Origin of the sequence: Pseudidiomarina salinarum (genome assembly GCF_000753715.1) — a bacterium.
Lineage (GTDB): Bacteria > Pseudomonadota > Gammaproteobacteria > Enterobacterales > Alteromonadaceae > Pseudidiomarina > Pseudidiomarina salinarum.
The window spans coordinates 13109-34622 of the sequence record NZ_JPER01000002.1 but is presented as its reverse complement, the minus strand read 5'-3'; the positions used below and the strand labels follow the sequence as shown (position 1 = coordinate 34622).

The 21514-nt window shown below is 53.5% G+C and carries 23 protein-coding genes; 15 read left to right on the top strand and 8 right to left on the bottom strand.

The features are described 5' to 3' along the window. Window positions 1–5: 5 nt before the first annotated feature. On the bottom strand, window positions 6–1337 hold the full coding sequence (locus tag IDSA_RS05690) for a mechanosensitive ion channel family protein (protein WP_034775105.1): 1332 nt from the start codon (window positions 1335–1337) through the stop codon (window positions 6–8). Between the two features lie 120 nt (window positions 1338–1457). Between IDSA_RS05690 and IDSA_RS05685 the strand changes: the two genes are divergently transcribed. From IDSA_RS05685 to IDSA_RS05675, 3 genes are read left to right on the top strand one after another with little or no spacing between them, the layout of a single operon-like run. Next, window positions 1458–2198 (top strand): CPBP family glutamic-type intramembrane protease, encoded by a 741-nt coding sequence (locus IDSA_RS05685; RefSeq protein ID WP_126760549.1) that lies wholly within the window; start codon window positions 1458–1460, stop codon window positions 2196–2198. Further along, window positions 2195–3289, top strand: coding sequence for a threonine aldolase family protein (locus IDSA_RS05680; protein WP_034775103.1), 1095 nt, complete (start codon window positions 2195–2197; stop codon window positions 3287–3289). Before IDSA_RS05685 ends, IDSA_RS05680 begins: the two co-directional genes overlap by 4 nt. Before the next feature lie 51 nt (window positions 3290–3340). Then, window positions 3341–4255 (top strand): M14 family metallopeptidase, encoded by a 915-nt coding sequence (locus IDSA_RS05675; protein WP_034775102.1) that lies wholly within the window; start codon window positions 3341–3343, stop codon window positions 4253–4255. On the opposite strand, the gene IDSA_RS05670 is transcribed toward IDSA_RS05675, so the two are convergent. Continuing rightward, window positions 4247–4978, bottom strand: a complete 732-nt coding sequence (locus IDSA_RS05670; protein ID WP_034775101.1) for a MauE/DoxX family redox-associated membrane protein — start codon at window positions 4976–4978, stop codon at window positions 4247–4249. The genes IDSA_RS05675 and IDSA_RS05670 overlap by 9 nt on opposite strands. A gap of 140 nt (window positions 4979–5118) precedes the next feature. Between IDSA_RS05670 and IDSA_RS11830 the strand changes: the two genes are divergently transcribed. Genes IDSA_RS11830 through IDSA_RS05650 form a run of 4 tightly spaced genes read left to right on the top strand, consistent with a single transcriptional unit; the run spans window position 5119 to window position 9342 of the window. Next, window positions 5119–5601, top strand: a complete 483-nt coding sequence (locus IDSA_RS11830) for a phosphatidylglycerophosphatase A family protein (RefSeq protein ID WP_051986115.1) — start codon at window positions 5119–5121, stop codon at window positions 5599–5601. Window positions 5602–5629: 28 nt separating this feature from the next. Then, window positions 5630–6370: an esterase/lipase family protein gene (locus IDSA_RS05660; protein WP_034775099.1), complete on the top strand. Its 741-nt coding sequence runs from the start codon at window positions 5630–5632 to the stop codon at window positions 6368–6370. 12 nt (window positions 6371–6382) lie between these two features. Continuing rightward, on the top strand, window positions 6383–7129 hold the full coding sequence (locus IDSA_RS05655) for a flavodoxin family protein (RefSeq protein ID WP_034775098.1): 747 nt from the start codon (window positions 6383–6385) through the stop codon (window positions 7127–7129). Continuing rightward, a complete protein-coding gene (locus IDSA_RS05650) occupies window positions 7126–9342 on the top strand; it encodes a glycosyltransferase (RefSeq protein WP_034775097.1) in 2217 nt (738 codons plus the stop codon). The genes IDSA_RS05655 and IDSA_RS05650 overlap by 4 nt, the downstream gene beginning before the upstream one ends. On the opposite strand, the gene IDSA_RS05645 is transcribed toward IDSA_RS05650, so the two are convergent. Further along, window positions 9339–10034 carry a TVP38/TMEM64 family protein gene (locus IDSA_RS05645; RefSeq protein ID WP_034775096.1) on the bottom strand — a complete coding sequence of 232 codons (696 nt, stop codon included), beginning with the start codon at window positions 10032–10034 and terminating at the stop codon, window positions 9339–9341. The genes IDSA_RS05650 and IDSA_RS05645 overlap by 4 nt on opposite strands. Before the next feature lie 155 nt (window positions 10035–10189). On the opposite strand from IDSA_RS05645, the gene IDSA_RS05640 reads away from it, so the two are divergent. Then, window positions 10190–10771 carry a uracil-DNA glycosylase family protein gene (locus IDSA_RS05640; RefSeq protein ID WP_232221271.1) on the top strand — a complete coding sequence of 194 codons (582 nt, stop codon included), beginning with the start codon at window positions 10190–10192 and terminating at the stop codon, window positions 10769–10771. On the opposite strand, the gene IDSA_RS05635 is transcribed toward IDSA_RS05640, so the two are convergent. Next, window positions 10772–11359 carry a hypothetical protein gene (locus tag IDSA_RS05635; RefSeq protein ID WP_051986114.1) on the bottom strand — a complete coding sequence of 196 codons (588 nt, stop codon included), beginning with the start codon at window positions 11357–11359 and terminating at the stop codon, window positions 10772–10774. Window positions 11360–11527: 168 nt separating this feature from the next. On the opposite strand from IDSA_RS05635, the gene IDSA_RS05630 reads away from it, so the two are divergent. Beyond that, window positions 11528–12064, top strand: coding sequence for a macro domain-containing protein (locus IDSA_RS05630; RefSeq protein WP_198024044.1), 537 nt, complete (start codon window positions 11528–11530; stop codon window positions 12062–12064). A gap of 19 nt (window positions 12065–12083) precedes the next feature. Then, a complete protein-coding gene (locus tag IDSA_RS05625) occupies window positions 12084–13334 on the top strand; it encodes an MgtC/SapB family protein (protein WP_034775095.1) in 1251 nt (416 codons plus the stop codon). 20 nt (window positions 13335–13354) lie between these two features. On the opposite strand, the gene egtD is transcribed toward IDSA_RS05625, so the two are convergent. Genes egtD through IDSA_RS05610 form a run of 3 tightly spaced genes read right to left on the bottom strand, consistent with a single transcriptional unit; the run spans window position 13355 to window position 16119 of the window. Then, window positions 13355–14329, bottom strand: coding sequence for an L-histidine N(alpha)-methyltransferase (egtD, locus tag IDSA_RS05620; protein ID WP_034775094.1), 975 nt, complete (start codon window positions 14327–14329; stop codon window positions 13355–13357). 30 nt (window positions 14330–14359) lie between these two features. Further along, on the bottom strand, window positions 14360–15574 hold the full coding sequence (gene egtB / locus IDSA_RS05615) for an ergothioneine biosynthesis protein EgtB (protein WP_034775093.1): 1215 nt from the start codon (window positions 15572–15574) through the stop codon (window positions 14360–14362). Window positions 15575–15576: 2 nt separating this feature from the next. Beyond that, the gene (locus IDSA_RS05610) at window positions 15577–16119 is read right to left on the bottom strand and encodes a ferritin-like domain-containing protein (protein ID WP_034775092.1); all 543 of its coding nucleotides are present in this window, start codon (window positions 16117–16119) and stop codon (window positions 15577–15579) included. Between the two features lie 154 nt (window positions 16120–16273). Between IDSA_RS05610 and IDSA_RS05605 the strand changes: the two genes are divergently transcribed. The 5 genes from IDSA_RS05605 to IDSA_RS05585 all read left to right on the top strand — a co-directional run bounded on the left by IDSA_RS05605 (window position 16274) and on the right by IDSA_RS05585 (window position 20337). After that, window positions 16274–17320: a sodium:calcium antiporter gene (locus IDSA_RS05605; protein WP_051986113.1), complete on the top strand. Its 1047-nt coding sequence runs from the start codon at window positions 16274–16276 to the stop codon at window positions 17318–17320. Window positions 17321–17525: 205 nt separating this feature from the next. Continuing rightward, complete coding sequence (locus IDSA_RS05600; RefSeq protein WP_034775091.1) at window positions 17526–17735, top strand: cold-shock protein; 210 nt, start codon at window positions 17526–17528, stop codon at window positions 17733–17735. Between the two features lie 122 nt (window positions 17736–17857). After that, window positions 17858–18274, top strand: a complete 417-nt coding sequence (mscL, locus tag IDSA_RS05595; RefSeq protein ID WP_034775090.1) for a large-conductance mechanosensitive channel protein MscL — start codon at window positions 17858–17860, stop codon at window positions 18272–18274. Window positions 18275–18279: 5 nt separating this feature from the next. Next, on the top strand, window positions 18280–18861 hold the full coding sequence (locus IDSA_RS05590) for a DUF1415 domain-containing protein (RefSeq protein WP_051986112.1): 582 nt from the start codon (window positions 18280–18282) through the stop codon (window positions 18859–18861). 78 nt (window positions 18862–18939) lie between these two features. Continuing rightward, entirely contained in the window at window positions 18940–20337 is a 1398-nt protein-coding gene (locus IDSA_RS05585) for a sensor domain-containing diguanylate cyclase (protein ID WP_034775089.1), read from the top strand. Between the two features lie 2 nt (window positions 20338–20339). On the opposite strand, the gene queG is transcribed toward IDSA_RS05585, so the two are convergent. Next, window positions 20340–21455 (bottom strand): tRNA epoxyqueuosine(34) reductase QueG, encoded by a 1116-nt coding sequence (queG, locus tag IDSA_RS05580; RefSeq protein WP_034775088.1) that lies wholly within the window; start codon window positions 21453–21455, stop codon window positions 20340–20342. Window positions 21456–21514 lie beyond the last annotated feature (59 nt).

The following is a 21514-nucleotide window of genomic DNA, read 5'->3' as shown; positions in this document are numbered from 1 at the left end:
AATCGCTATTTTTTTAGTAAGTTCTGTTCATCAGAACTGCGTAGTTCTTCGGCTACCTGTTTATCGATAGTGTGATCGGCGCTGACATCGATCTCACCGGCAGCTGGCTCTTCGGGACCTGATCGTGCCTGCGCACCGGGCTCCTCCGGCACCTCCGTGACGGCCGGTAACTCGGGCAGGCCGGACTCAAAGAGCAATCGGTAAGTTGGCTCCGGCATTTCAATGGCAGCGTCATCAAAGGCTTGTTTAGTTAAGCGAATGGCCTCGCTACGCGCCTTTAATACATCAGTTTCGCGCTGGTCTACCCAGCCGAGCACGCGCAAAATAACGGTGCTGGCGCCAAGTTCATGGATCAGACACTGAGGCCCCGGGTCGCTCAGAATTCCTTTCATTTGTGTCAGGGTCTGTCTGGCCAGCTGGCGGGCGTCAGACAAATCTGTATCCGGCGTAATATCGACATTAAAATCAAAACGGCGCAATGGGTTAAGCGAAAAATTTGTCATCGAAGAGGTGATAATCACGCTATTCGGGATGCGCAGGTGATTGCCGTCCAGGGTCATCAGCACGGTATCGCGGGAGGTCAGGCGGACCACACTGCCGGTGAATTCACCGATCTCGATGACATCACCAATGGCAAATGGGTTGCGGGCACTCAATAAGATCCCCGCCAGATAATTTTCGACGATATTTCGAAAGGCAAAGCCGACGGCGATACCAAACACCCCGGCCACGCCCAGCACCGCGCTGAACAGGGCGGTAGCGTTAAGGATTTCCAGCGCAATGATTAAGCCGATAATGGTAATCGCCAGGCGGATAACCCGCCGGCCCAGCAGTGAAGCCAGCTCAGACATACCCATGCGTTGCAGCCAGCCGGATCGATTACTGGCCCAGCCACCGATAAACCAGAATAGCACCACCACGGCCAGCGCAATGAGCAAGAGTGGCAGCAACTGCAGGGTGGTATTTCCCAGTTCCTGAAACTTCTGGGTCAGCGGTTGCAGCCGGGCGCCAACTTCAAGTCGCTCGGTCAGATTGTTGCGGACATGCACGACCCCCTCAGTACGCTCGGCAATAGCAACCAGCGACCGCGCTTCGTTCAGGTTTGCGACTTCACCACTTAGCGTGACAACGCCTGATTCGACCGTGATGCTGACGGTTTCAAGCTCGCCAATGGCGGCCAGGATATTCCGGATGCGGGCGGCGATCGCTTCATCTTCAGGCGCGTCCACCACCTGGATTTGCGGCTCGGCGTTATCGGCTTCCTGAGCCACGGCCATACCCGGCACCGAAGTGGTCAGAATGATCGTAAACAGGGCTACCAAAGACAGATTTTTCATAATAAAAGCTTCTGTATTATTTGAACTTATTACCAGTGTAGCTGTTTTTTTCCTGTTGAGCGCCCATGACAGGTGCGTTATAACAGAAACTCATTTTTTCACACAAGGCTCAGGTATCCCGTGACTACATCCGTTCCGTGGTTTCGCATCGTGACTTTCATGCTGCTGGCGATACTTATCTCGTCGCCGTTTCGCTTTGGGTTGGCGGACTGGCCCATCATGGACGCCCACCTGTTCGGGGTGCCGGTACTGCGCGCCTTGCTGGAAGGCAGCGGCCCGATAATCGCGGTATTGGTTGTGACTGTGGGTCTACGCCAATACTGGCAACCGGTTACCTTTACCGGCGGCTCGACAGTCCATGCGCTGCTGATGCTGCTCACCGCCCCGGTCGTTTTTACCTTGATTGGCGTACCCAATGCCGCGGGTATTTCGCCGCATTGGTTCGGATTGGCGCTTGGCTCAGGCACCATTATTTATTGCCTGTTTGAGGAAGCTGGCTGGCGTGGATTTTTGCAAAATGCCCTGCAAAGCTGGTCACCGGTACGACGCTATGTGCTGGTGGGGGTGCTCTGGTATCTGTGGCATTTAGGCTTTTTAGCCGAAGGAGCCACCTGGGCCAATCAGCTAATGGCGTTAGCGGTACTTATCGGGGGTAGCTTCCTGCTGGGGAAACTGGCTGATGAGACCCACGCTGTGGCGGTTACCGCGGCCTTTCATCTGGTCGTCAATATTCTGGTATTCAACAGTCTGGCAAGGGATGTACCCGTTACCGATAAGTTGCTCTTGATCGCCGCTTGCGTGGTGCTCTGGGTGCCCATTCTGATTCACTGGAAACGCACCAGACCGGTGGCGCAACTATGACAGATCCGATCCGCCAGGCTTATCAGGAAGCAGCGCGCCACGCACGCTACTCTATTTTACGTCATCCGCCAGAATCGATGGCGACGACCCTGCGGCGGCTGGCTGATCGGGCAGAAGCTGGGGATGGCCCTGACTACTATGGCAGTGGGGCGTTGATTGAAGACTTTGAAGCCAGGATGGCGGCCATGCTCGGCAAGCCCGCGGCGCTATTTTTGCCCAGCGGTACCCTGGCGCAACCAATGGCACTGAAGATTCATGCCAACAACCGGGATAAGCAGGTTATTGGTTTGCATCCGACCTCGCATATGGTCTTGCATGAGCAAAATGGCTACCAGCAATTATGGGGCCTCGAGGGCCGGTTAATCGGCAATAAGCAGCAGGTATTGACCTGTGACGATTTGCAGCAGCAGCCCCAGGAGGATCTTGCCGCCGTGGTGCTGGAACTACCGATGCGCGAAATCGGCGGTCAGCTGCCGGCCTGGGGTGACTTACAAGCGCAGGTAAACTGGGCGCGGCAGCATAATATTGCGGTGCACATTGATGGCGCGCGGCTATGGCATTGCCCCGCTTACTATCAGCGGAGCCTGGCTGAAATCGCGGGGCTTGCCGACTCAGTATATGTGAGCTTGTACAAGGACATCGGGGGCATCGCTGGCGCTGTGTTGGCTGGCGAGGCCGACTTTATTGATGAGGCCCGCATCTGGAATCGCCGCGCCGGCGGTAATCTGATCGCTTTTTATCCTTATATTCTGGCGGCAGAGCAGGGGCTTGCTGATAATCTGCCGAGCATTGATGAAGCCGTCGCTTATGCCCGGCACCTGGGGCCCTTGCTCGGTAATGTGGCTGATGTGCAGGTGAACCCTGAGGCGCCTCAGGCGGCGATGTTCCATCTGCACATTGATCGCGATCCGCAGGTGGTGATCCAGGCGGCAACGGGTTATGCGCAGCAGCACGGCATTGTTGTTCTGCCGCTACCGCGGGCTACTGAAAATGGCCGCAGCGTGTGTGAGATCAGTGTCGGTCGGCGCACTATGGAGCAGCCGCCGGAGTTCTGGCAGCAGCATCTGCGGGCCTGTCTGGCGACCAGCTAGTCTGGTACTATCGATCTATCATCCAATTTAGCAAGCAGTAAGGTGCGTATTATGACCTCAAGAAAAGCATATGAAATCGGTACTCCGGGCAAACCCTGGGGATCAGAAGAAAAAGCCGAATGGCTGGCGCAACAGACGGTTAAGCGCTCTTATTTTGACGATGTGGTGGATAAAATTGACACCCTGGAGCAGGATTTTGATGTTGAGCGCTATGGTACTTTGCCCTACCAGGCCAATACCTACCCGCTATACCTGGTAAAAAGCCGCGACTGGGATGCCAGCAAGCCCGTGGTACTGGTCACCGGCGGTGTGCACGGTTATGAAACCAGCGGTGTGCACGGCGCGCTACGTTTTCTGGAAACCAAAGCACTGGACTATGCCAGGGTTGCGAATGTAATAGTAGCACCGTGCATCAGCCCCTGGGGCTACGAAACCATTAACCGCTGGAATCCGCTGGCGATCGATCCGAACCGTTCATTTGTGGAGAACAGCCCGGCGCGGGAGTGCCGTTTTCTGCTGGAATATATGAAGTCGCTGGAAGGGAAACTGTTGGTACATATTGATTTGCATGAAACCACCGATACCGACAACAGTGAATTCCGGCCGGCCCTGGCGGCCCGCGAAGGCACGGTGAATACCAACTGGAATATTCCTGATGGTTTTTACCTGGTGGCTGACGCGGATCGCAACGAGCCTGGTTTCCAGCAGGCTATTATCGAATCAGTGGAAAAAGTTACGCATATTGCTGAGCCTGATGAGGACGGTAAGTTGATTGGTGTTGCCCTGGCGCAGCACGGTGTAATTAACTACGCGGCCAAAAACCTGGGGCTGTGTATGGGCCTGACCAATGCCCGCTATGTCACTACCACTGAGGTTTACCCGGACAGCGAGAAAGCCACGCCTGAGCAATGTATTCAGGCTCAGGTCGCGGCCATAACCGGTGGCCTGGATGAGGTGTTAGCGTAACAGCATCCAGATACCGGCAATCATCATAAAGACATTCTCGGTCAGTGAAATTGCGCCTAGTGGTACGCGGCTGTTGCCGCCGACACAGGCGCATTTTAGTTCGCGCTTGTCGATGTAAACGGCTTTGATAACGGAAATAGCACCTACCGTACCTATAAAGAGGGCGACCGGGCCAACCACCCACCCGGGGAAATGCGCCAGCATACCGATGCCCGCATAAGCTTCAGCGAATGGATAGACGTAGGCATAAGGTACGTATTTCATTGATAGCAGGTCATAGGTTATGAACTGATTGGTAAAGGACGGTAAGTCCTGCAGCTTCTGAATGGCCAGCACGATCATACTCACCGCGATAAAAGTGAACAGTGTATCCGTTGAAATAATTGTTTGTGAGCGAGCCCAGTTGATGGCAAGCGCCGTGAGCAGCGCAACGCCGAAAATCGCAATAACCGGCACATAAGTGGTGCCTTCCCGTTCTTCTTTGGACATTCCGAAATACTCGCGGAGCTCGTCATAGCCGCCAATACGTTCACCATCAATAAACACCTGCGGGGTTGTGTCGACATTGTGCTTTTCCTGAAAGGCTTCGGTTTCTTCCCGTGAGTCAAAGGTATGATCCTCCACCTCGTAGCCTTTACGCTGCAGCAAATCCTTTGCTTTAAGCCCGAACGGGCAGATATGCCCGGAAAACTCCATACGATATAAAGTCGCTTGTTTCGCCATCAGATCGATCTCCTTGCGTTATCAGAATCGCTTTGCTGCTGTAAGTATAGTCGGCCTTCCGTTATTCGACAGCCGCGTGGCTAGCTGTATTGTTCTACACTAGTCTGAGTTCTGAGCGGCATGGGAAAGGATGAATCGCAATGGTGAATTTTATTGAACCGGTGCTGGCAGCCCTGGCTATCGGGCTTGGGATCGGCGACATCGCTCTGTTATCCGGCAGTATCGCCGCCCTCGGCGGGGTATTTATTGCGCTGGCATTAACACCGCTGCGGCGGCGGATGCAACTCGTCGCCACGGTGGCACTGGTGGTTTTTGCGCTGTTAGTTTGTGAGGTCGGCGTGCGCAAATACAAGGGCGATGATTCGCGGATTGTGGCGGACGAACTGCTGACCTTCCCCGTCGCGGTGCTGGCGCTGCCGATCCGGCGTCACCCCGGTTTGCTGGTAAGTGCTTTTGTGCTGAGCAGAACATTAGACTGGCTGAAACTGCCGCCGGCAGCTTCAGCAGAGCGGATAAGCGGTGGTGCCGGGGTTGTGCTTGATGATGTGGTAGCCAATTTATGGACCCTGCTGCTGATGCAATTAAGCTGGTTATGGCTGAAAAAGCGAAGTGCTTGGTTCTGACCGGTTGGATGGACTAAACTAAACGCAGATGAAAAAACGCTATCTGATTGTTTTTACAGTTACTCTGATGCTCGGCCCGCTCGTCGCGACGCCGGCGATGGGCGCGCAGGCGCAACATCTGGTATTGCTGCATGGTTTAGTGCGGTCCGCCGCGGCGATGGAGAACCTGGCCGAAGCCGCTGAAAATGCCGGTTATCAGGTCTGCAATATTGACTATCCGGCCCGCGAATATCCTGTTGAAGCGCTTGCCAGCGAACATGTGCTGCCAGCTATAACCGCTTGTATTGGCATCACTGAAACCAAGGTCGACTTTATTACGCACTCAGTTGGCGGCATTCTGGTACGTCAGCTCGAAGCCATGGATCCGCCTTTTTCGTTCGGGCGGGTGGTAATGCTGGCGCCCCCCAACCAGGGCACCCCCGTGGTGGATAAGCTAAAAGGTTCGGCGCTATTTAAATGGCTCGGTGGCCCCGCGGGGGCGCAACTAGGAACTAGTGCTGACTCGTTACCCAATCAGCTTGGGCCAACTGAACTGGAGGTTGGTATTATCGCCGGAACCACCTCGATTAACCCGCTGTTTTCGTGGTTGATACCAGGCAACGATGATGGCGTAGTGGGCGTTGATCAAACTCCGCTTGAAGGGATGGATGACTATATTAAGGTCAGCGCCACCCATGCGCTGATGATGTTTGATGACGAAACCATTTATCAGGCGCTGCATTTTCTGCAGCACGGCCAGTTTGATGACACACATGATGACGCACGTTAGGGAGAGCAGGGTATGTCTTTAAGTAAGACACAGCAGGAGCTTTGTAATAGTCACAACTATGATTTTTCCGGACTGTCGGCCCTGTTTCTGAACTGTACCCTGAAACCGACGGGCACCCTGTCACATACCGAGCACCTGATTGAAGTGCCTAAAGCAATCATGGAAGCCAACGGTGTAAAAACTGAACTACTCCGGCCGGTAGATTATGTGCTGCCGCCCGGTGTTTATCCGGACATGACCGGGCACGGTTTCGACCGCGACGACTGGCCCGATTTATGTAAGAAAGTCATGGCTGCGGATATTCTGGTGATTGGTACCCCGATCTGGTTGGGCGAGGAAAGCTCCGTCTGCAGGCGTTTGATTGAGCGCTTGTATGCCGAATCTGGCAAGCTGAATCAGCAGGACCAGTCGATCTATTATGGCCGCACCGGTGGTTGCATCATTACCGGCAATGAAGATGGTATCAAGCACTGCGCGATGACTATATGTTACGCCTTGCAACACCTCGGCTATACCATTCCGCCCCAGGCCGACGCGGGCTGGATTGGCGAAGCGGGGCCTGGCTTATCCTATGCCGATGAGGATTCCGGCGGGCAGGAAAACGATTTCACCCAGCGCAACGCCACCTTTATGGCCTGGAATCTTATGCACATGGCAAGGTTGCTGCGGGATGCCGGTGGCATTCCCGCCCATGGTAATCAGCGAACAAAATGGGATGATGGCTGCCGCTTCGATCACCCGAACCCGGATTATAGATGAACCGCTTACGCACGTTTTATTACGTTAACCTGCTGCTGATCGCCGCGCTGATTACCCATCAGGGCTATCTGCATCTGTCTGAAGCCGATTTTTCCGACCTGCACACCGAGCAGGTCGAAAACATTACCGCAAATCTTGCCGGCCAAAGCGAGTATAAATTTGCTGTCGTCGGTAATATTAAAAATTCGGTGCAGGTGTTTCAGGATGAAATGATCCCGCAGCTGCACAGCGGTGATTTTGCCTTCCTGGTATCAGCAGGCAACGCAGTGAGTTCGGGGGATGAAGAAAACTACCGGGCGATCTATGAAGTTTTTGAGCATCTGAAAATGCCTTACCTGCTTACTTTTGGCGAGCAGGAGGGCAGTGACTTCGGTGATTTCCGGTTTTATCAGTATTTCGGGCCGCATTTCTTTTCATTTGTGGCCGGTAACAGCCACTTTTTGTTTCTGGATGGCACGGGAAAGACCTCGCTGTCGTGGCAGATGAGCTGGCTGGAGCGCGAACTGAACGCCTCAACCGCCCGCCATAAACTGGTTTTTATCGGACTACCTGTTCACGAGCCGCTGGCCGATACGCCCTTGTTTGAAGAAAAAAATTATTTTGCTGATGCGCAAGCCCGTCAGCGGCTGCGGGAACTCTTTACCCGTCAGGGCGTGGATGTGGTGTTTTCAGCGAACCTGACACTTTTTGCCCGGCAAGCGATTAACGGCGTTGACTACGTGACCACTGGCGGTGCCGGGGGCCTTATCGTTGACAGCGAGAACAGCTTTCATCATTACCTGGAAGTGACCGTGACCGATAAGGGGGTAATGATTGAGCCGCAGCGCGTTGACCCGGCAGCGGAAGGCTGGCTGAAAACCCTCGAAAGCATCTGGTCCACTATTTATTCCTTCTTTTATGTGAGCTTTCTGCGCTTCCTGTTAATTGTCAGTTTGCTGGTGGTTGTTGCGATGAAGCTGCACCGGTTGCTGATTGAAGATAAAGACTACTACCGCGACTTTGATATTGACCCGGCGCCATTTATGAACCGCTCACTCAAAGTAGGGATGTTTACCAATAATTACTTTCCGTTTGTATCCGGCGTTTCGGTATCGGTTGAGCGCCTGCGGCGTGGCTTGCAGCATCTTGGCGATAAGGTATTAACTTTTGTTCCGCACTATCCGCAAAGTGAGACGAATGGATCCGAAGATGAACCAGGTATTGTCCGTCTGCCTCGCCTTTACACTTTTGGCAACCACGGAAACTTCCCGCTGGCGAATATCTTCTTACCCCGGTTTGGACGGCGCCTGAAGGAATTTAAGCCGGATGTTATTCATGTTCATCATCCGTTCTGGATTGGCTCGCTGGGACTCTGGCTGGGTCGGCGGCGGCGGATCCCAGTGGTATATACCTATCACACCAGGCTGGAACATTACGCCCATTACGTGCCCTTGCCCGGCCTTATTTTCCGCAACCTGATTTCACACTATCTGGTGAAACGTTTCGCGAACAAGTGTAATGGCGTGGTGGTGCCGACCTATTCGGCGGAAGAATATCTGCGAATCATCGGTGTGAAAACGCCGATACTGGTGTGTCCGACCGGGATCGAGTTTCAGCGCTTTCAGCAACTGGATAACCAGCGCTTAGCTGAGTTAAAGGAAAAATATCAGCTGCAGGATGAACAGGTGCTGATCAGCGTATCGCGCCTGGGCAGTGAAAAGAATATCGATTTTATGCTCGAGGCGCTGGTACGGGTGAAGGCGAAATCGCTGCGGCCGTTCAAGCTGTTACTGATTGGCGATGGGCCCGAGCGGGAACGTTTAAAACGCAAGATCCGCCAGCTCGATTTACATAACGAAGTGGTGTTGGTAGGCCCGGTGCCGCCGGAGGAGATCGCCGTTTACTACCAGTTAGGTGATATTTTTGTGTTTGCTTCGAAATCTGAAACCCAGGGTATGGTTATTCTCGAAGCAATGTCAGCCGGTCTGCCGGTGGTAGCGGTGCGTTCCAGCGGCATTGATGATGTGATCAAGCATCAGGTGAACGGTTACAAAACGCCATGCCGGCGCCGCGAATGGAGTACCGCGGTACGTGAATTACTGGAAGATGATGGCCTGCGAGCACGTATGAGCGGTGAAGCCCGCAGCTTTGCCGCAGATTACGATGTCGCGGAGTTCGCGCGCGAGATCCATGAATTTTACGCCTATCTGCTGGCAGAAGCTGCGCAGGATTAATCGACCTCAGGATCGTTTTGGCGCTGGCGGATATTAGCCAGGTGCCTTAACAGCAGCAGCGCTCCGATACCGGCGGCCAATCCTGCCAACGACCAGAGAATGTCGTCGCGATCGGCTGCGGTAACCAGTGCGCCGAGTTGGCTGCCCATTAAGGTAACCACTGCCAAGCCCGGCACCAGGCCCAGTACAGAGCCCAGGAAGTAATGGCGGAAGCGCAGGTGGAAAGCGCCGGCCAGCATATTCGTGAGGGTAAAAGGCGCCAGCGGCAACAGGCTGATGACAAACATGGTGCGCACACCCCGCTCAGCGAGATGACGGGCAATCTTATTCAGCCGCGCACCGCCGTAATTCAGCAAGGCTTCACGTCCCAGCCAGTGGCCGATCCAATAGGAGACCGCGGCTGAAGCCAGGCTTCCGGCCACAGCGTAGAAGAACCCCCATACCGGGCCCAGCAGCAGTCCGGTGGCCACCACCAGTACCGTAAGCGGAAACACCAGCAGTAGCGCAATAACATAAGTGACAATGACGGCGGGCAACATCCACCAGGCACGACGCCATTCCATGGTGGTCTCGATGATCTGCGCGACCCGCTCAGGAGTCAGGGTCCCCTGCGCGGACAACCACTGCCAGAAGATGGCACAGCCAATCAGAATCAGTAGCACCACAGCGATCGTTTTTAGTGATTTTGGCATTGAATCCTGGCAGTCCGGCTCGGCTCAGCAAAAAGTCAGTATAAAATGTCTCGATCCTGATGGCAATTCAGTGACCAGATGACTGGCGTTAGTTGCGATCTGAGCGACTTTGGTTAGGCTTAGTGGTAGGTATTACAGATTCAAATGGAGGCTATGTGGAGTCCTGGGAACGCTTACTAGAGCAAGTACGCGCCTGCACAATCTGTCAGGCAGAGTTGCCCCTGGGGCCCCGGCCCGTGGTGCAGATGCATCCCGATGCGCGGATCTTAATTGCTGCTCAGGCCCCCGGGCGCAAAGTGCACGCCTCAGGCCGGCCTTTTGATGATGCGTCCGGCGAGCGCCTGCGTGACTGGCTGGGGGTCACGCCGGCGACCTTTTACGATCCTCAGCAGATGGCAATTATCCCCATGGGTTTCTGTTATCCGGGCACTGGTAAGGCGGGGGATATGCCGCCGCGGCCTGAATGCGCGCCAGCCTGGCGTAAACCTTTACTGGCAGAGCTACCCAACCTGGAGCTGACACTGGTGATTGGCAAATATGCGCATGACTGGCATCTGGATAAACGCAAGACAGTAACTGAACATGTGAAAGACTGGGAGGCATTATGGCCGGAGGTGGTTCCGCTACCCCATCCCTCGCCCCGCAATAATATGTGGCTGCGCCGCAACCCCTGGTTTGAGGCGGAACTGATCCCCAGGTTGCGTGAACGCGTGGGTGAACTGCTGAAGCAGCAGTAGCTAGCGCGGCGGGAACAGCCGCTTGAAAATAAAATGCGAAGGCGTATAGACCACCAGAATAAACCCGGCCAGTAACAGGCTTAGATAGAGCAGCGCCGGCAAATCAGTACGCTGCTCAGCAATGCCGTACACCCAGTTGATATTATTTTCCGGTTCAGTCACCAGATAAGTGAAGGGGATGACCACCACTGCGATTGCTATCTGTAGCGGGTAGGCGCGTTTGTCATAACCGTATTTTACCAGCATCAGAATAAGTACCGGCGGCAACGCCAGATGAAAGGTGCCTGACAGCAATTTGATGTACCAAGGCTCTTTATCGGTAAACATGTAGAGTGCCACCTGCGTCAGATTCGCCCCGGAAACAAAGTCAGCTACCCAGTGTAACTCGATCAGCAATACGGCCACCGCCATAGTACTGGCAAGCAGGCGGTTCTCCCACCATAGCGCCGGTACCATCAGAATTAATGCGATATCCGAGAACCACAAAAAGTTGGTCACCCCAAGGGTATGCCAGTACACCGGGAGAATGACTAAAACCATCAGGGTATAGGCGATTTTTACCCAGAGAGGAATCCGCTGTTGTCTCATACCCTTATGGTCCTTCACCTGAAAAAAAAGAAGCTGATATAACTAAAACTGGCAGCCAACCCCAGAAAAAGCAACTTTAACTGGCCGCTGGTTTCGGCATAACTACCTGTCTTATACTATGATTTAATCTATCAGATCACCGAAAAAGCGCAGAGGAGGGCAACGCTGATGCTGCAACAAGAGCTATCAAATGTGAAGGTTGAGTGCGTGCGGGGAGACATTGCTGATCAACCCGATATGGATGCGGTGGTCAATTCGGCCAATGCACAGTTGCGCTCTGGCGGTGGCGTGGCGGGCGCGCTTCATGCCGCAGCCGGGCCCGGGCTTGAGCAAGAAAGTCAGCGTCATGCGCCAATAGAGCCTGGCGATGCAGTGATAACAGAAGCTTATGATTTACCTAATGATTATGTTATACACTGCCTTGGGCCGGTATACGATGACGATGAGCCGTCGGATAGCTTATTAGCTTCGTGCTATCGCGAAGCGCTGAAACTGGCTGATGAAAAAGGTATCGGCAAAATTGCTTTTCCGTCAATTTCTACCGGCACCTTTGGCTATCCGGTTGAAGCCGCCGCGCGGGTGGCCATGCATACCATTAAGCGCACCCGATCCGAACTCGATAATGTGGTGCTTATACGTTTTGTGCTGCATACCGAAAGTGATCAGCGCATTTATGACGATATCCGCAAAGAGCTGTCGCTTTAGTCAATAATAAGGAGTTGCGGTGGAACTGTTTGAACGGCTCGCAGTGGCCCTGGCATTGGGGCTGCTGATTGGCATTGAGCGCGGCTGGCACCAGCGTGGACGAAAAGAAGGGCAGCGTTTTGCCGGACTGCGCACGTTCGGGATTATCAGCTTACTAGGCGCCCTCAGCGGATTGTTGTCAGATAAACTCGGAAGTCATCTGATTCTGGCGGCAACCTTTCTCGGTTTCAGCATGCTGGTGGTGGCTGCGCATCTGCTTGAAGCGCGTAAAACCGAGGACTACGGCAGTACCACCTCCGTTGCTGCGTTGTTAACTTTTGCGCTGGGTGCTGTTGCTGCCCTGGGTTTTCTGGCCATCGCCGCCGCCGTTGCTGTGGTAACGGCAACCTTGCTGGGGCTCAAGCCTGTCCTGCACGACTGGGTAGAGAAACTTGAGCAGAAAGAACTCCATGCCATCTTTAAGATGCTGCTGATTTCCGTGGTGTTGCTGCCGGTGTTGCCGAATCAGACTTATGGCCCACTGGATATCTTCAACCCGTACGAAATCTGGCTGATGGTGGTCCTTATCGCCGGTATCTCCTTTGTTGGCTATTTTGCGGTCAAAATTGCCGGTACCAGCCGTGGCGTCACCATAACAGGCCTGTTCGGCGGCCTGGCTTCATCTACGGCAGTAACACTGAGTTTGTCTAAAATGAGCCGGGACAGTCGCGGCAGCGCCAACGCGGTGCTGGCGGTAGGCGTTATTCTGGCCTCCGGAACTATGTTTCCGCGCATCCTGGTCGAGGTGCTGGTTATTAACCCTGGCCTGGTCATGGATGTGGTATGGCCGTTGATGATTATGATGGTAGTTACTTACGGTGGTGCCTTGTGGCTGTTTCTGAGTAGCGATCGCGGCAAGGAAATGGAACCGGTAAAGGTTCAGAACCCTTTTGAAATCATGCCGGCGCTGAAATTTGCGGCCTTCCTGGTGGTGGTTATGGCCCTTGCCGAGCTTGGTCAGCAATGGTTCGCCGAAGAGGGCCTCTACACAGTGGCCGCGCTGTCCGGAATCAGCGATGTGGATGCCATTACCTTGTCGATTTCCCGTATGAGCAATCAGGATCTGGCCTATAGCGTGGCCACCAACGGCATTATTATTGCCGCCAGCGTGAATACGCTGGTGAAGGGGCTGCTAGTGGTATTCATTGGCGATCGGGCCATGGCATGGCGGGTAATGGCTGTGCTGCTATCGACTATTGCCGCGGGTATCGCCGCACTGCTATTGCTCTGAACAGCAGCGCGGGCGCGCTATTATTGATCACTACGCAGCAAAGTAACCGAGAACATCTGGTTGTCTGCCAGCCACCACTTTTCAGCGTGCCAGCCGGCTTTTGCTGCTAAATCTTCGAACTCGTGTGGATGGTATTTGTACGAATTTTCAGTGTGAATGGTTTCGTCTTTGGCAAAGTCAAACACCTGTGTACCCAGGGTCACTCGTTGCTCGCGAACACTGCGCAGGTGCATTTCGACCCGGCCTTTCGCGTCATTATACCAGGCCTCATGCCGGAACCCGTCCAGGTCAAAATCCGCTCCCAGCTCACGGTTGATTCGCACCAGAACATTTTTGTTAAATTTGGCGGTGACTCCCGCACTGTCATTATAGGCCTGATGAAGCAGTTGCTCATCTTTCTTGGTATCCACACCCAGGAGCATGTAGCTGCCTTCACCCAGAGTCTGGCGGGCATTGGCAAGAAATTCGACGGCCTCAGCCGGCGCCAGGTTGCCGATAGTTGAGCCCGGGAAGAAACCAAGATGCACGCGACCCTCGGCTTTTAACGGAAAGGGCCTGGTGAAATCCGCTTCGACACCGTGAATAGTTAATTCCGGGAAATAGTTTTTCAGCTCCGCACAGGCGCTTTGCAGGTGTGCACCGGAAATATCGATAGCGGTAAATTCGTCTATCTGCTCCACATGCTCCAGCAGGGGTTTGATTTTGTGTAAAGAGCCAGCACCAAACTCAATGACATGAATGCCATCGCTGGTCTGCTGGTGGAAATAGTCGTTCAGTTCTTTCGCAACTCGTGGTAGCAACTCAAGTTCGGTGCGATAGGGGTAGTACTCTTCCAACTGACAAATCTGGTCAAAATAGCGCGATCCCTGTTCATCATAGAAATATTTTGGCGCCAGTTGTTTCGGTTGACGGTGAAGGCCGGCAATAACGTCGTCAAGAAATTCCTTATCTGCCTGCTCTGTTTCTGGCAGCGTGGTGCTCACCGGGTCTGACATACTGCGTTACCTCGTCCATTTAAAGTTTGTTTATCTGGCCAGTCTCAGGCCACTAAATTGCCAGCGCTGGTGCGCGTAAAAAAAGTTGCGGTAGGTTGGTCGTAGCTGAGCTTTCGCGGTAGCGCAGGAGCCACCCCGTAACACCCATTGGTTGGCCATAAATTTACCGTTGTATTCGGCCAGCGCGCCACCCGGCGGCTGGAAGCCGTGATAGGGCAGAAACGGACTCTGCGTCCATTCCCAGACATCCCCGTAAAGTTGGGTTAAGCCTTTTTCTGCCGGGGCTTGCGGATGCCAGCGGCCTGACCCTGAAAAGTTGCCGTCGATGGTCTGATTGCGCGCCGCGACCTCCCATTCCATTTCGGTCGGCAACCGGTAACCGGCCCAGCGGGCAAAGGCATCCGCTTCGTAATAGCTGATATGACAAACCGGCTGCAATGGATCGACTTGCTGGTAGCCATGTAGCGTCAGCGCCTGCCAATGGTCTTCAGTTTGCCGCCAGTATAAAGGAGCCTGCCAGTGTTCGCGCTGACAGCGGGCCCAGCCATCCGAGAGCCAGAGCTTGGGCCGCTCGTAACCACCGTCAGCCATAAACTCCAGCCATTCCTGGTTGGTGATCAGGCTGTTACGAAGGCTGAAATCAGGTACATAGACCTTGTGCTCAGGTTGTTCGCAATCATAGGCAAAGCCGCTTTCGGCATTTGTGCCGATGGTGGTCAGGCCGCCTTTAAAAGCAGTGAACTCACGATCAGGTTGCGACGCGGGCAGTTGCTCGGCCGGTGCTGGCTCAGGAAAGGCATAATCGTTAAAAGATAAGGCGTGTTTGATATCGGTCAGGATCAGTTCCTGGTGCTGCATTTCATGATGCAGGCCAATAGTGACATCGTCATTGTGCTTGTCACCGGCCTGTTCAAAAAGCTTTACCATGGCTGAATCGACATATTCCCGATAGGCCAGCACTTCGCTGAGTGGCGGTCGCGACAGCAATCCACGGGTGGGGCGGGGGTGACGATCGCCGACCGTGTCGTAATAGGAATTGAATAAATAAGTATAAGACGGATGAAAAACCCGGTAACCGGGTAAATGCGGCTGCAGCAGAAAGGTTTCAAAAAACCAGGTGGTATGGGCCAGATGCCACTTGGTCGGGCTGGCATCCGGCATCGACTGCAGGATCATATCCTCGGCACTGAGCCATTCGGTCAGTGCCAGCGTCTGTTGACGTACTTGTTGATAGTCGTTAAGCAATGTTAGTTCCCTGGTAGTCCTGCCAGCAGGCCGGCCATATCATCAGCATGCTCTTCTTCCTGCGCCAGAATGTCTTCCATAATACGGCGTGAGGTCGGATCCTGATCACCCAGGTAGCGGACAATCTCCCGGTAGGTATCTATGGCGATGCGTTCAGCTATCAGATCTTCTTCAATCATTTCGCGTAGATTATCACCTTCGATAAACTCTGCATGGGCGCGGCTTGAGAGCCCCTCAGGGGAAAAGTTTGGCTTACCGCCCAGTTGTACAATACGTTCGGCGATGCGGTCAGCATGCTCCTGCTCTTCTTCGGCATGCTCAAGGAACTCTTCGGCTGCAACTTCGGCGTGAATGCCGTCAGCGCGGAAGTAATGGCTTTTGTAACGTAACGTGCAAACAATCTCGGTAGCCAGGGCCTCATTCAGAATCTGAATGACGTTTTCGCGGTTGGCGGAGTAGCCCTCGGTCACTGCACCTTTATCGATGTGCTTCCGGGCCCGTTCGCGAATGGTTTTAATGTCGGTCAGAAATGGTTGATCAGTCATGCTATTTTCCTCTCCGTTTTGGGCGTTAAGGTGCAGATAGTCATGCACGTTCATGTACTCATACTATTTATAATAGGCGAAAATGGCAAACCAGGAGAACTTTCAGCAGCTGTACTATCCTTAGTTTTTCGCAATAAAACAGGGAGATCTCTGGTTGCCGATACTGAGCCCTGATAACTGGACGTTATGGCAGGCGATTGTCATTTTTATCGCCGGTGCGCTGACGATTACGGTGGCTGGAACCCGTATAACCCGCGCGGTTGATCAGTTGGCCGACCAGACTGGTATTGGCGAAGCGGCAGCGGGCGCCATCCTGCTGGGCGCGGCGACCTCTCTGGGCGGTTCGGTTTTGTCGGTAACTGCCGCCTGGGGTGGTAACGCCGAACTGGCAGTGAGTAATGCGCTAGGTGGCATCGCCGTACAGACGTTTTTTCTGGCCGTGGCGGATATGAGCTACCGCAAAGCTAACCTGGAGCATGCTGCGGCCTCGGCGCCGAACATGATGCAAAATGCAGTGCTGATATCACTGCTGTCGCTGATTTTGCTCAGCCCGTTTTTGCCCGATGTCACTATTTTTGGCGTCCACCCCATTACACCGGTGCTATTTGGCTTTTATGGCTATAGCATACGGCTGGTCCATCAGGCACGCTCAGTGCCGATGTGGAGCCCGGTCAGTACCCGGGAAACTCGCGAAGATAAGCCCGACGAAAGCAGTTTCCAACCAAATCTTCGCGGTTTGTGGGGCGAATTTATCATCCTGATGCTGATCCTGGGCTTTGCGGGCTGGATTCTGGAACCGTCGGCGACGGTTATTGTGCAGCAAACCCAGCTTACCAATACCCTGGTTGGAATACTGATGACTTCTGTCTGCACCTCGATTCCCGAGCTGGTAACCTCGATCGCGGCGGTTCGTCGGGGCGCCTTAACGCTGGCGGTTGGCGGTATAATCGGTGGTAATGCCTTTGACACCCTGTTTACCGCAGCCTCAGATATCGCTTATCAGGAAGGCTCGATTTATCATGCCATCAGCGATGAAACGAAATTCTGGACGGTCCTTACCTTGCTGATGTCAGGGGTATTGATGATGGGCTTGCTGCGCCGGGAGCGGCAGGGGATCGGCGGCATCGGCCTGGAGAGCTTCACTATCATGGTGCTGTACTTGCTGGGGGGCGGACTGTTAATTACCGGCCTGGCGGGGTAACTGCTGGTCCCGTCGAAATGAGCGATTGACATTAAGTTGAATCAGCGTACAATCCTCTTTGTCGGATAGAAAAATATTTATTTAGATACTCCACTTCGTTGCACATTATTCGTAATCACATCGTCCTGTAGTTTTAAGTTTCAGTTATTTTTTTCCCGCATTATCGCCTCTAACAGGGCTTATTAACTACACAGGATTTATCATTATGTCTAATACAATTACTGGTTCAGTAAAATGGTTCAACGAAGCTAAAGGTTTCGGTTTCATCGAGCGCGAAAACGGCGCTGACGTATTCGCTCATTTCAGCGCAATCGCCAGCACTGGCTTCAAAACGCTGGCTGAAGGCCAACGCGTTGAGTTTTCTGTAACTCAGGGTCCTAAAGGCCCACAGGCAGAAAACATCGTAGCGATCTAAATCGCCTGCGAAAGACCTTTTAAAAGGCAAGCCCTAACAGGCTTGCCTTTTTTCGTTTCTACTCCACAGAAACATCGGCTATTCTTATTGTGGTCAATCACTTAATCGCTGGAGGAATACGGATGGCTATGCTGCAGGAATTTAAAAAGTTTGCACTGCGCGGCAATGTTGTAGACATGGCAGTGGGTATTATTATCGGCGCTGCGTTCGGGCGGGTGGTCTCATCCTTTGTCGCAGATATTGTCATGCCACCTCTGGGCGTGATGATCGGTGGTGTCCATTTTTCCCAACTTGCGCTGGTTATCCAGGAAGCCACCGAAACCCAGCCGGCCGTTGCTATCCTTTACGGTAAGTTTATTCAGACTACGGTCGACTTTATTATCGTCGCCTTCGCTATTTTTATGGCGATTAAAGTGATGAACTCACTGAAGAAGAAACAGGAAGAAGCGCCGCAAGCCGCGCCTAAACCTTCCAGCCAGGAACTGCTGCTGACGGAAATTCGTGATTTACTGCAGCAATCTAATGCCGCGAAAAAGTAACTAAGATGGCCACCATCCAACCGCAGACGCAGGATGTTATAACTCAAACCAAAGCCTGGGTTGAGCAACTTATCGTCAAATATTCAATCTGTCCTTTTGCCCGTCGTGAAGTTGACCGTGACAGTATCCGTTACCTTGTCTCTGAGTCTTCACGCTTGCCCGGGGTTTTAGAGGATTTAATCAGCGAGTGCGAGTATCTGGATCAGCATCCGGATACTGAAACCACTTTATTGATTATCCCTGCCGGCTTTGAAGGGTTCTGGGGCTATCTGGATTTGGTGGATCTGGCTAATGAACTCATCAGCCAACAGGGCTATGAAGGTGTTTATCAGTTAGCCAGTTTTCATCCGGATTACTGTTTCGATGGCGAGCCTGAAGATGACCCGGCCAATTATACCAATCGCTCACCTTATCCGGTTTTACATATTCTGCGGGAAGCTAGCCTGGAGCAAGCACTTGCCTCATACAGTGAACCTGAGTCCATACCTGATCGCAATATTGCCTTTGCCCGGCGTAAAGGGCGACATTTTTTTACGCAGTTACTGGCAACTATTTCCCGCAAAACTGCGCACAAATCCGACAACTGAGTCAGAAAGACTTCTTGTCAGGGTGACTATGGCAGTCTAATCTCAAAGTCACGACCTGTGATTGAGAAGAAGGGATTCATGAACGATGTTGGTCTGCTCTACCGTTATCGTCTCGCCTGGCTGATTGCCGGGACAATCATCTATTATCTGAGCGCGCACCTGGCCATGTCGACCTTTTCGCTGGGGCCAGACAACATCGCCTTAGTATGGTTACCGTCGGGCATCGGCCTGGTGATGGTGAAATGCTATGGCTGGCGCGCCCTGCCATTTATCTTTATCGCCAGTTATGGTGCTAATTTGCCGGGTATGGACGCACTCGGCTCAGTCACCAGTTACTTTCACACCGCAATCTCTGCCGGCGCCAATACGTTAGAGAGCTTTGTCGCCTATCAGCTGCTGCGGCGCTATCTGCCCCATGATCTGAAACGCTTTACCGATATAATCCCTTTTTTGCTGGCAGTCTGCCTGATCCCAACCGCCATAAATGCATCAATTCTCACCCCGAATCTGATATGGGGCGGCTACATTACCGTGGCTGAAGCGCTGCCTTTATGGGGCATGCTGATACTGACCAACAGCCTGGGCATTCTCATTGTCTATCCGTTGTCTACAGCCTTTAACCGCATAGAGCCGGTGGATAGCGGACAACTGCTGCGTTGCCTGAGCTTATTTATCATTTGTCTGGGCATGGTCTGGCTGGCTTTCAGCATGTTCAGGGGATTTATATTTCTGCTGTTTCCGGCGCTGTTATTTCTGGCAGTGCAGGGGCGCAGAGAAACGGTTTATATTACCCTGGCGCTTACCATCAGTTTCATTGTGGTACTGGCGGCGCAGCATCCCGGGCCCTTTGCGATGGCGGATGCCGGGAGCACGCGCTTACTGCTATTGGCCTATTTGTATACCATTACCATTTCAGTACTGGGATCGGAGCTGCATCAGCGTGATCTGATGAGCGAAACGTCCGCCAAAAAAAGCTGGCGCTATAAAGCCAATCATGACCCGTTAACCGGGCTTGGTAACCGGTTGTTATTTATGCCGCTGCTGGAAAATGAGATGAAGCGCGCCGAACGCATGGAGCGGCCGTTCTCGCTGGCACTGATCGATATCGACAACTTCAAGCAGATAAATGATCAGTATGGGCATATGTCGGGGGATAGCATACTGCAGGAATTCTCGCAGTTATTACTCAATTCATTGCGTGATATCGATGTCGCTGCGCGCATGGGCGGGGATGAATTTGCGGTGTTGTTTCCTGAGTCGCCGGCCACTGAGGCTGAAAACGCTCTCAAACGATTGCGGGAAAAAGTAGAAGAGCTGGATATCAGAGTTAAAGATACCCAGATTACATTCACCATCAGTGTGGGCCTGGCGGAGTTTAGTCCCGACCGTTTTGATTCGGCCGACAGCCTGTTGTCGCAGGTTGATCAGCTATTATACGAAGCGAAACGCCGGGGGCGTGACCGAATTCATCTGTAGCATCAGGCGTCGCGCGGCAGACCGCGCTCGACGGCGCGCACCAGCCGCAGAACCTGTTTAGCGGGCTGCACCGCGCCACTGCGCTGGCGTTCCAGCGCCCAGTCAATATGCTCCCGGACCATGTCCGACACCTGATCGCGGCGGCTTTCGAGGGCGCTGATGATCTCTGGATCAGTGGGTGCATTGCCGAGTCCGACGGCGAGATTCCGGGTCCAGCGTTCAAAGCCAATACGTCGAATCGGCGAGCCCTCGGTGCGGGCCAGAAAAGTTTCCTCATCCCATGCCCACAGATCGAGTAGTTCCGGCGCATGCAGATGCTGGCGTGGCGAGAAATCGGCTTCATCGGTTAGCTGCGCATAACGGTTCCAGGGGCAGATTAACTGACAGTCATCACAACCGTAAACACGATTGCCGATTAATGGGCGCAAGGGTTCCGGAATGGCTGTTTTCAGTTCTATGGTCAGGTAGGAAATGCAGCGGCGCGCGTCCAGAATATAAGGTTCGACTATCGCCTGGGTGGGGCAGATGGTGATGCAGGCGTTGCAGGTACCACACTTTTCAGCGACGGGTTTGTCTACCGGCAACGGCAGATTCACCAGCAGTTCGCCCAGAAAAAACCAGGAGCCGCCTTGCTCATCCAGTACCAGACTGTGTTTGCCGGTCCAGCCCAGTCCGGCCTTTACGGCCAGCGGCCGCTCCATTATTGGCGCTGAATCTACAAACGGACGAAACTCGAGTTCGGCACAGGCCTCTTTAATCCGGTCGCCCAACTGCTTCAGGCGCTTACGCATTAACTTATGATAATCGCGGCCTAATGCGTAGCGGCTGATATAGCCAAGCCGTGGGTTTTTAAGGGTTTTGGCAAACCCCGCTTCGGCCGGCAGATAGTTCATGCGTACTGAGATGGCCCGCACACTGCCCGGATGCAATTGTTCGGGATGGGCGCGTAGATCACCATGACGTTCCATGTAGTCCATCTCACCGTGCATGCCGGCTGCCAGCCAGCGCTGTAAATGCTCCTGCTCGGCACTCAGATCGAGATCGGCAATACCGACTTTCTGAAAGCCTAGCTCAGCGCCCCAGCGCTTAATATCGGCAGCGAGTTGATGAAAATCCATGGAATACGTCTTATGCTTGAATGATACGCCTAAAATACCAAAAAACGACGAGGAATTCA